Annotated in this window: 8 protein-coding genes; 3 read left to right on the top strand and 5 right to left on the bottom strand. The window is 72.9% G+C overall.

Annotation, left to right across the window (positions count from 1 at the left end; genetic code table 11):
- The coding region (locus tag G6R24_RS14685) for an ABC transporter ATP-binding protein (RefSeq protein WP_163549814.1) at positions 1-1898 on the top strand (1898 nt) is incomplete at its 5' end.
- A gap of 55 nt (positions 1899-1953) precedes the next feature.
- Here G6R24_RS14685 and G6R24_RS14680 read toward each other — a convergent pair.
- Both G6R24_RS14680 and G6R24_RS14675 read right to left on the bottom strand, forming a co-directional pair.
- Positions 1954-2988: a lysylphosphatidylglycerol synthase transmembrane domain-containing protein gene (locus G6R24_RS14680; protein WP_225438545.1), complete on the bottom strand. Its 1035-nt coding sequence runs from the start codon at positions 2986-2988 to the stop codon at positions 1954-1956.
- Positions 2985-4355 (bottom strand): glycosyltransferase family 4 protein, encoded by a 1371-nt coding sequence (locus G6R24_RS14675; protein WP_163549813.1) that lies wholly within the window; start codon positions 4353-4355, stop codon positions 2985-2987. The genes G6R24_RS14680 and G6R24_RS14675 overlap by 4 nt, the downstream gene beginning before the upstream one ends.
- Positions 4356-4586: 231 nt before the next feature.
- Between G6R24_RS14675 and G6R24_RS14670 the strand changes: the two genes are divergently transcribed.
- Positions 4587-5258 carry a TIGR03086 family metal-binding protein gene (locus G6R24_RS14670; protein WP_163549816.1) on the top strand — a complete coding sequence of 224 codons (672 nt, stop codon included), beginning with the start codon at positions 4587-4589 and terminating at the stop codon, positions 5256-5258.
- Here G6R24_RS14670 and G6R24_RS14665 read toward each other — a convergent pair.
- The gene (locus G6R24_RS14665; RefSeq protein ID WP_163549812.1) at positions 5229-5795 is read right to left on the bottom strand and encodes a hypothetical protein; all 567 of its coding nucleotides are present in this window, start codon (positions 5793-5795) and stop codon (positions 5229-5231) included. The genes G6R24_RS14670 and G6R24_RS14665 overlap by 30 nt on opposite strands.
- A 233-nt stretch (positions 5796-6028) precedes the next feature.
- On the opposite strand from G6R24_RS14665, the gene G6R24_RS14660 reads away from it, so the two are divergent.
- On the top strand, positions 6029-6232 hold the full coding sequence (locus tag G6R24_RS14660; RefSeq protein WP_163549811.1) for a DUF4236 domain-containing protein: 204 nt from the start codon (positions 6029-6031) through the stop codon (positions 6230-6232).
- On the opposite strand, the gene G6R24_RS14655 is transcribed toward G6R24_RS14660, so the two are convergent.
- Together G6R24_RS14655 and G6R24_RS14650 are read right to left on the bottom strand one after the other, a co-directional pair.
- Positions 6196-7371: a PP2C family protein-serine/threonine phosphatase gene (locus tag G6R24_RS14655; protein ID WP_163549810.1), complete on the bottom strand. Its 1176-nt coding sequence runs from the start codon at positions 7369-7371 to the stop codon at positions 6196-6198. The two genes, G6R24_RS14660 and G6R24_RS14655, sit on opposite strands and share 37 nt — an antisense overlap.
- A gap of 104 nt (positions 7372-7475) precedes the next feature.
- Positions 7476-9146 (bottom strand): amidase, encoded by a 1671-nt coding sequence (locus G6R24_RS14650; RefSeq protein WP_225438544.1) that lies wholly within the window; start codon positions 9144-9146, stop codon positions 7476-7478.
- Positions 9147-9622 lie beyond the last annotated feature (476 nt).

The raw sequence follows: 9622 nt of genomic DNA, 5'->3' as shown, positions 1-9622 counted from the left end.
TCTTCGCCGATCAGGGGCCGGTCGTGGCGGTGCTGATGGCGCTGTCGGTGGTGGGGTCGGTCGCGGTGGCGGCGGGACCGTTCCTGCTGCGGCACCTCGTGGATGTCTCGCTGCCACGGGGGCACGTCCGGGATCTCGTCTGGCCGATCGGGCTGCTGGGGGCGCTGCTGGTGTTCGAGTCGGCGGTGCTGTCGGCACGGATGGCGTTGATCGCGCGGCTGGGCGGGGTGGTCTCGGTGCGCATCCGGCAGACCGTGAACACGCATCTGCAGCGGCTGCCGTTCGGTTTCTTCCCGCGTAGTCAGCCTGGTGAGGTCATGACGGTGATGACCAATGATGTGCTGGCCGCGCAGAACGCGATCTCCGCCACGGTGCAGGCGGTGATCTGCCGGGTGGCGGACATCGCGGTCGGCACGGTGGTCGTCTTCGTCCTGGACCGGCGGCTCAGCCTGGCGGTCATGGTGTTCGCGCCGGCGACGCTGCTGATGGTCCGTTCGGGCCGGCGGCGCCTCGCGGAACTGTCCCGTCACCAGCGGGAACTCGACGGTGTGCTGATGGCGCGCCTCGCCGACACCGCATCGGTGTCGGGCGCGCTGCATGTGCGGTTGTTCGACCGGGTCGACCATGAACGGGAGTGGTTCGACGCCGCCGGCGCCGAGCTGATCACGGCCTCGCGGGACCAGGCCCGGTTGACGTCCCGGGTCCGTTTCCTGGTCAACCTCGGCATTGTGGCGACGATGACGGTGGTCGTGGCGCTTGGCGCCTGGCTGGTTTCGTCCGAGCGGACCACGCTGGGCACCGTCGCCGCACTGGGTGGGGCGCTGCTGGTGTCGTTCGGCCCGCTGTCGTCCGCGATCGACCTGCGCACGGAACTCGCCGGTGCCGGCGCCGCGTTCCGTCGCATCTTCGCCCTGTTGGACGTCCCCGAGGACGAGATCCGCGCCCGTTTCGACGCCTCCCCCGAGGCGTCCCCAGGCAGGTCCGCGCGCCGGGACGCGGCCGGTGCGGTGCGCGCTCCGGCGCTGACAACGCCCCGGCCGGCGGCGCCGGGCGGCCGTGGTGACCACAGGGACGAGGGTGACCGTCGGGGCACGGGTGACCTTTGGGGCGCCGGCGGTTCCGGCCGCGGCGATGAGCTGGGCCTCGGGGTGGACCTGGCGCTGGAGGATGTCTGGTTCGGCTACGACCGGGCCGGCGGCGCCGGCGGTGCCGAGGACGCCGGCTGGGACCTGAGCGGGGTGACGTTGCGGGTCGCGGCGGGGACGACGACGGCGGTGGTCGGGGCCAGTGGCGCGGGCAAGACGACGGTCGCCTATCTCGCCAGCGGGATGCACCGGCCGCAGCGGGGATCCGTCCGGCTCGACGGGGTCAGCCTGGACGACATCGCGCCGTCCAGGCTGCACGCGCGGGTCGGCGTGGTCCCGCAGGATCCGCACCTGTTTCACGACACGATCGCCGCGAACCTGCGCTACGGACGTCTCGACGCCACCGACGACGAACTGCTCGCCGCCCTCGACGCCGCCTACCTGTCCGCGCTGGTCGAACGCCTGCCGGACGGCCTGGAGACCCGGGTCGGCGCCCGTGGCTACCGGCTTTCCGGTGGGGAACGTCAGCGGCTGGCCATCGCCCGGGTACTGGTGCAGTCGCCGCGGGTCCTGGTGCTGGACGAGGCGACGTCCGCGCTCGACACCGTCTCGGAGGCCGCGGTACGCGCCGCCCTCGACCGGCTCGCCGTCGGACGAACCTGTCTGGTCATCGCGCACCGGCTGTCCACGGTGATCGACGCCGACCGCATCTACGTCCTAGACCGGGGCCGCGTCGCGCAGCACGGCACCCACCACGACCTGCTCGCCGCCGGCGGCCCCTACGCCAAGCTTTACCGCCCCACCGCGGTGTGACCGAGCGGCCGCGCCGACGTGTACGGCGAGGATCTCCTTGGGGTGCCTTCCCGGGTCAGAGCTGGCCGCGGCGGACCATGACGGCAAGGACGCAGGCGGACGGGGCCATCGGGAGCCACACGGTGACCAGGCGGTAGCCGAGGACCACGCCGAGGGCGACCGGGGGTGTCTGGCCGGTGGCGATGAGCGCGGCGAGCAGGGCCGCGTCCAGCGATCCGAAGCCACCGGGGGACGGGACCACCGCCGACGCGGTACTGGCGACGTAGTAGAGGGTGAACACCGCGCCGATCCCGAGTGGCAGGTGCAGCGCCTGGACGATCGCCCACAGGGTGATCGCGTGGACGAGCGGGATCGCCGCCGACCCACCCCACAGCAGCGCCGCGCGTCCCGGCGAGCGCAGGGTGGTGCCCACCCCGCACAGGTGGGCCCGCAGCCGGGACCAGAGCCGGGTTCTCAGCTGGGCGTGGAGTGCCACCACCACCACCACCACCAGCGCGGCGGCGGCCACCGCGGCGCTGGCGGCCACCGTGGCGAACACCGGGCCGCTGCCCGGCAGACGAGCGGTGTCGACCTCGAGGAAGCCACCGGCGAGCAGGGCGAGGAGCACCGCGAGGTGGGTGGTGACGCCGGCGGTCGCGTCCAGGCCGACGGCGGTCAGCGACTCGGGCAGCGAGAAGCCATGGCGGTGCAGGAAACGCAGTTTGACCGCGCCGACCCCGAAACCGGCCGGCAGCACGTGGTTCGCGACACTGCCCGCGACCTGCGCGGCGAGCAGCGGTCGGACCGGTAACGCCCGGGACACCGCCCCCTGCTGGCAGGCGGCCCCCGCGAACCAGGTGAACTGGGCGACGACGGTCGCCCCGATCAGCCAGGCCGGATGCGCGTCGGCCAGCGCCGCCGCCCCACCCCGCACGGTCGACCATGACCGCACCACCCACCAGACCACCACCACCGGTACCAGGCAGGCCAGCGCCGGCCGCACCGCCCACCAGCGTCCGCGCCCAGGCGTGACCTTCTCAGCCGGGCAGGTCAGGCTGGTCGGACGGGCCGTGCTGGCGTCCGGTGTGGGTCTGGTGGGGGCGGGCGTCACCGGCGCTGGCTGGCGTCGACGCGGTCCGGGAGGTGCTGGCCGGTGGTGTCGTCCGCGGGGGCGGCATCGTCCATCGGGGTGGGGCGGTCCATCGGGGAAGGATGGTCCATGGGGGAGGCGAGGGTGCGGTCGATGATCTGGTCGGTCAGGTGGTCGTCGACGGGGAGGCCGGTGAGGATGCGGGCGAGGCGGCCGCTGAGTTCCTGCCAGCTCCACGCGGTGCGCATCCACTCGCGGCCGGCGAGGCCCATCCGGGCGGCGCGGTCGGGGTCGTCCAGCAGGTCGAGGACGGCGCTGGTCACGGCGTCGACGTCGCGTCCGTCGACAACGGTGCCGGTGCGACCGGGCAGGACCACGTCGGGGGCGCCACCCTGCGCACCGGTGATCACCGGCAGGCCGCTGGCGGCGCCTTCCAGGGACGACAGGCCGAGGCCCTCGAGGTCCAGGCCGAGCCAGCGGGTGCGCGACGGCATGGCGAACACGTCCGCGGCGTCGAGGTAGGCGGGCAGCGTCTCGTCCGGGATGGCGCCGGTGAAGTGGACGTCGTCGGCGACCCCGACGCGCCGCGCGAGCAGTCGCAGCCGGCTTTCGGCCGGGCCCTTGCCGACCAGCAGCAGCCGGGCGCCCGGGTGCCGCCGGCGCACCGTCGGCCAGCCGCGGATCAGCATGTCCTGGCCCTTGCGGGGGACCATTCGGGCCACGCAGATGACCACCGGACGGTCCGACCAGCCGAGCATGCGGCGAATCTCGTCGCCGCCGGCCCCGGGGTGGAAGCGTTCGACGTCGACCCCGCCGGTCAGCCGGGCCATGGCCGTGCCGTTGGGGGCGACCGCGGCCAGCCGGCGCCGGGTGAACGAGGTCAGGTAGGTGAGCACGTCCGCGCGGGCGGCGCAGCTGCGCACCAGCGACCAGCCGACCGGCAGCCGCGACCAGGCCACCTCATGCCCATGACTGGACGACACGACCCGCCGCACACCGGCCTCACGCAACACCGGCGCGAGCAGGCCGTACGGCGCCGAGGTGGGAAACCAGGCGGCCTCGCACCCCTCGGTGCGCACCAGATCCGCCAGCACCGCGCGGGACCGCCGGGATGTCACGACTCGTTCGCCGATGCGCACGACGGGGAACGGCAGGGTGCGGTCGAACTCGTCCGCCCCTGCGACGGTCGGCGCGACGACGATCACCCGGTCGGCGGGCAGGCCCGCGGTGAGATGACAGGCGAAGGTCTGGATGCCGCCGAGCACAGGCGGGAACTTGTCGGCGACGACCAGCGTCCGGGGGAACGGGGCGCCTGCCGGTGCCGTGGGATGTGGGCGGCAGGCGTCGTCCCGGGAGACGGGTTGCGACGGCAGACGGCGACCATCCATGAGGGGAGATGATGACAGGCGGCCGATGTGCACCGGATGCGTGCCGCGCACCCGATGGTGCATAACGGCGTGTAGCGGAGAAACGGCCCGGGTCTGTGGCCAGGTGTGGGCTCCGCGTAATCATCTGGATGCGCGGGGTTGGGTGGCCGGCGCCGGTGGGTAGGTGTTCTGCGGCGGGTAGGCGGTTCGAGGACGTGGCGCCGAAGGGGGCACCTGGAGATGGCGAGCAGCATGCTGACTGCCACGGCACGTCGCGAGTGGCTGGACTGGGCGATGGACATCTTCGACATCCAGGTCCGCGCGGTCCCCGAGGGCGCCTGGGACGCGCCGACGCCCTGCCGCGAGTGGAACATCCGCCGCCTGGTCAACCATCTGACCGTCGAACATCTGTGGGTTCCGCCGCTGCTGGCCGGCCTGACCCGTGAGGACATCGGACGCCGCTTCGACGGCGACCAGCTCGGCACCGACCCGGTCGGTGTCTGGAGTGCCACCGCCCGCCGGTCCCGCGCGGCCTGGAACCGCAGCGAGGTCTGGACGCGCAACCCCGTCCTGTCGTTCGGCCCCACTCCCGCGGACGAGTACGCCTTCCAGCTCACCGCCGACCTGCTCCTGCACGGCTGGGACCTCGCCCGCGCCGTCGACGAGGCCGGACGCCTCCCCGGCGACAGCACCTCGGCGCGCACCGTGGGCAGCAACCTCGAGCTGGTCCGCTGGGTGCACCAGGCCCTCGCCGGTCAGATCGACGCCTGGCGGGTCGTCGGCATCTTCGCCGAACCCGTCACGGTGTCCGCCGACGCCGACGAGTGGACGAGCCTGATCGCCCTCTCCGGTCGCCGCCCGGACTGGTGTCCGGAGCCTGACACTGGCCGCCGGTCAGCAGAGCGGGAAGATCGGAATCGGTAGGCCGGACCCGCTGATGGCCTGCTCAGGAGGCTGAGTGCAGCGGTGGGGCGCCGGAACCGGGCTCGCCGGGGCCTGCTCGGCGTCATCCGGAATCCGCGGTGTCGGCGGCACGGCCGTCGGCATCCGCGTCGGCACCCGCGAGGTCGGCGGGACGGCCATCGGAACCCGCCCGGCCAGGGGCCTGCTCACCACCCCGTCATCCACCACTCCCAGCCGGCCGATCTCACCGGCGGCCGCCACCATGTCGCCAGCGTCACCCGGATCGTCGCCGTCGCCCGGATGGCCACCGTCGCCCGGATCGTCGCCGCGCTGGCCGTCGCCCCTGATGCTGTCGCTGCCGACGCCGGACGGGGACGCCATGCGCTGCTGCGACAGCGCGACGAGCCCACCGACGGCGAACGCGGTCACCGCGCTGAGCAGTACGACCAGCGCGACCAGCAGCCGCAGCACGGACCGGTCGGTCCGCGGATCACCCTCGCCGAATGCCACCACCGTGGACCTAGGCGTGTCCGTCCGCATCGTGAGGTCGATCCGCATGCTCAGACGGTAATGGCCTGATTCCGTATCCGTCGGATATCGGTGTGCGCGTCGCCCGACAAACACCCGCGCCGGGTCCGGCGGCCCTCGGCGCCGCTCTCCTCGGCATATCGAGGCGGCGAGGTGTAAACCGCGCAATACCGGAGACAAGCGCATTGTCGCTGTTTCGGTACGGATATCGGGCCGGGTCGAGGACGAACAAAGCCCGGCCCGCATCCCGCAGGAGGTGCCAGATGGGTCTGCGATACACCCGCCGCCCGAAGTACGGGCCGTTCCACGTCAATGTCAGCGAGAACGGAGTGTCCTCGGTGACACTGAAACTCGGCCGGATCTCCTGGCGGGTCTGGTCCCGGCAGCGCCGCGGCGGCCTGTCCAGCGTCGACCTGCCCGGCCCCTTCTCCTACCGCCGCGAAGGCCGCCGCCGCACCCGCACCTGACCCGTCCGGCGGTGAGCAGGTCCTTCCGCGGGCCGTTTCAGGCGATTCGGACCGTGCGGGGCGTTCAGCGGGTGGCGTTCGACGAGCAGGAGGGCGAGGTCGTCGTGCAGGGCGCCGTCGGCGTGGGTGTCCAGGGCCGTGGTGAGCCGGTCGAGGGCCTCCTCCTGGCCGCCGCCGCGCAGCAGGTCGAGATGCTCGTCGAGGTCGAAGAAGTGGCCGGTGGCGTCCCGGGCCTCGATCAGGCCGTCGGTGAACAGCAGCAGCCGGTCGCCGACCTCCCAGAACGCGTTCGTCACGGTGAACTGGTCGGCGAGGCCCAGCGGCGGGCTCGGGGAGCGCAACGTGAGGGTTCGGCTCGCACCGCGTGGCGACACCAGACGCGGCGGATGGTGGCCGGCCGAGCACATCCCGAGCCGTCCGTCGGGGTGGATGTCCAGCACGAGCGCGGTGACGAAGTCCTCCGGCCCGGCCTCCCGGGCGGCGGCGCGCGCACACGCCGCCGCGACCTGCTCGGGATCCAGCCAGGTGACAGCGGCCTCCCGGAAGGCGCCCAGCACCACCGAGGCCAGCCGCACCGCGGGCAGCCCCTTGCCCCGCACATCCCCGATGATCACCCGGATGCTGTGCGCGGTCGGCACGACCTCGTACAGATCGCCGCCGACGGACGCCTCCCGCGCCGCCGACAGGTAGCGGGCGGCGAAACCCACGCCGTCCAGGCGCCCGGGCACCGCGGGCAGCAACGCACGCTGCGCCACCTCGGCCACCGCCTGGACGCGGTGCAGCTTCGAGCGCTGCCGCTCCCGGAACACACAGATACACACGGCGATCGCCGCCTGGATGGCGATCAGCAGAATGGCCGCGATGTGCTGACCGGTGCCGAACCGATCGTCCCACAAGCCGGACACGATGCCCAGCAGCACCGTCACCCCGCCGACGCCCGCGGTGATGAGCGTCGGACAGGCCGCGGCGAGGATCAGCGGACCAAGGCCGAAATAGCCGGCCAGGGCGACGGTGGAGAGCACGTCGGCGAGCAGCGTGCCGAGCAGGACCGTGGCACCGGCAACGACGAACGCGAGGTTCTCCGACCGTTCGTCCGCGGGCATCAGGGCGGCGGGGGTGTCCGTCCGGACAGTGCGCATGGGTGTCATTGTCCCGACCCGACCAGGAGTTCGGCCACGCACCCTGACAGGACGTTCCGAAGGTCACCAGAATCTGACCGGATGGTCAGATCCGGCCGCACGGGTCAGCCGATATGGGCGACCCGTTCCCCCGGATAGCGCAGCTGCCAGCGCTCGGCGTCCTCGAGTTCCGCGGCCAGGGAGATCAACCGGGTCTCGGCCGTGGCCGGGCCCAGCAGCTGCGCGCCCACCGGCAGCCCCGCCGGGGTGAACCCGGCCGGCACGTTGACCGCCGGCCAGCCGAGCACGTTCCACGGCCAGGCGAACGGGCAGGCGGCGACGATCGCCTGGTCGGTCGCCCAGTTCGTGTCCCGGTTGAGCTCGCCGACCCGTGGCGGCGGTGTCGCGGTGGTCGGGGCGAGCACCACGTCCACCTTGCGGAAGACCCGGCCGATGTTGAGCCGGGCCACCGGTTCGGCCGCGCGGGTCAGCGGGAGGATCGGGCGCAGCAGCCGTCCGGTGCGGGCGTTGGCCAGGGTGCGCGAATCGAGCAGGGACGGGTCGGGCACCCGCTGGGCCCAGTCCCGGATGCCGTCCATCGACCGCGGCAGAAAGATCGTGCCGAGCAGCCCGTAGGGCGGTTCGACCGGGATGACCTCATGCCCGAGCCTGGCCAGGACCTCGGCGATCCGCTCCACCGCGGCCCGCACCGCCGGGTCGAGGTTCGCCGGCATGCCACTGTAGGGACGGTGCAGCGACAGGCCGATCCGCAGCCGGGGCGGCGGATGCCCGGCCGCCGCGAGGAACGACTCCGCGGGCGCCGGCGGTCGGTCCCGGTCGGTCGGCAGGCTGCCGGACAGGGCGTCGAGCAGCCGGGCACCGTCGGCGACCGTCCTGGTCAGCGGCCCGAACACGGTCAGCCCGTTGAACTGCTCGCGCACCGGGGCGCTGGAGATCCGCCCGCGCCGGGGCTTGATACCGACCAGATGCGTCCACGCCGCCGGGATGCGCACCGACCCCGCACCGTCCGAACCGATCGCACCCGGGACGAGCCCCGCCGCCACCGCCGCCGCGGCACCCCCCGACGACCCGCCCGGCGAATGATCGAGATCCCAGGGGTTGCGGGTCACCCCGAACGCCGGACCCTCGGTGAACGGCCACTGGCCGAACTCCGGGGTGTTCGTCTTGCCGACGATGATCGCCCCCGCGGCCTTCAGCCGCCGGACCATCTCACTGTCGCGGGCCGCCGGCGGGAACTCGCCCATCGCGCCGAACGCGGTGGGCATCCCGGCGATGTCCGTGTCATCCTTGATCGCGATCGGCACGCCGAGCACAGGCCGATACCGGCCGGTCGCCGTGCCACCGGTCACCGACCCGGTGGCCGCTCGGGTGGCCGCGCCCTGCTCGAGCGCTGCGTCGGCCGCCGCCGCCTCGTCGAGGGCCTCCAGGGCGCGAATCCGGCGGAAGGCGTTGAGCGTCGACTGTGTCGCCTCGATCCGCTCGAGTGCCGCCTCGACCAGCTCCCGCGAGGTCACCTCGCCGCGGGCGAGCCGTTCGGCCAGCACGGACACACCCTCGAGGTCGTCGGGTGTCGCGGTGCTCCGGGCACGCGGTTCGTCCGGCCGGGCATCCTGCGGGTGGGCGTCCTCGGAACTGACGAAGGCTCGTTGCGGGTCGGGCATCAGCACTCCCTGCCAGCCGCTGTCCCGGCCTGCGCGGGCCGCGTCCAGGCCTGCGTCTGCACCGTAACCGACCTCGGCCCGCCCGAGACAGCCCAGCGGCGCTACCTCAGCCATTGTCCCTGACGTGTCAGGATGTGGATTCTGGCGTGGATCCGCTCGCCACCCCGCGCGACGACAGGCGTAGATCCGCCCGATATGGGTGATATGGTCGCAGGACCTGTGGCGCAGTGACGTATCACCCCGTCCACATCGTGTTATCAACATCGATGATGGGGTATCGCCGTCCGGGAAATGGGCGGTGAACTTTTTCCCCGCCACCAGCACTGCCACCGACTCGCCACCGGCACCGACTCCGACCGCCGACGCACCGCGGTCCCCGCACCGCATCGGCGGGCTGGGCCGCAGGCATCCCGGACGGTGCGCGCGGTGCGCGGAGCAGGCCAGGTCAGGCTAGACGTCGAGACCAGAACGACCAGATGAAGGGAACCAGGACGATGTCAGCGGACCCGAACCCGGCGACACCCGATCCCACGCTGATCGCGACGCCGAACAGCTCGCGGCCCATCCCCCCGGCCGCGCCGTCGAGCGTC

This window comes from Candidatus Frankia nodulisporulans (assembly GCF_902806475.1).
Lineage (GTDB): Bacteria > Actinomycetota > Actinomycetes > Frankiales > Frankiaceae > Frankia > Frankia umida.
This window is presented reverse-complemented; position numbering and strand designations above follow the sequence as displayed.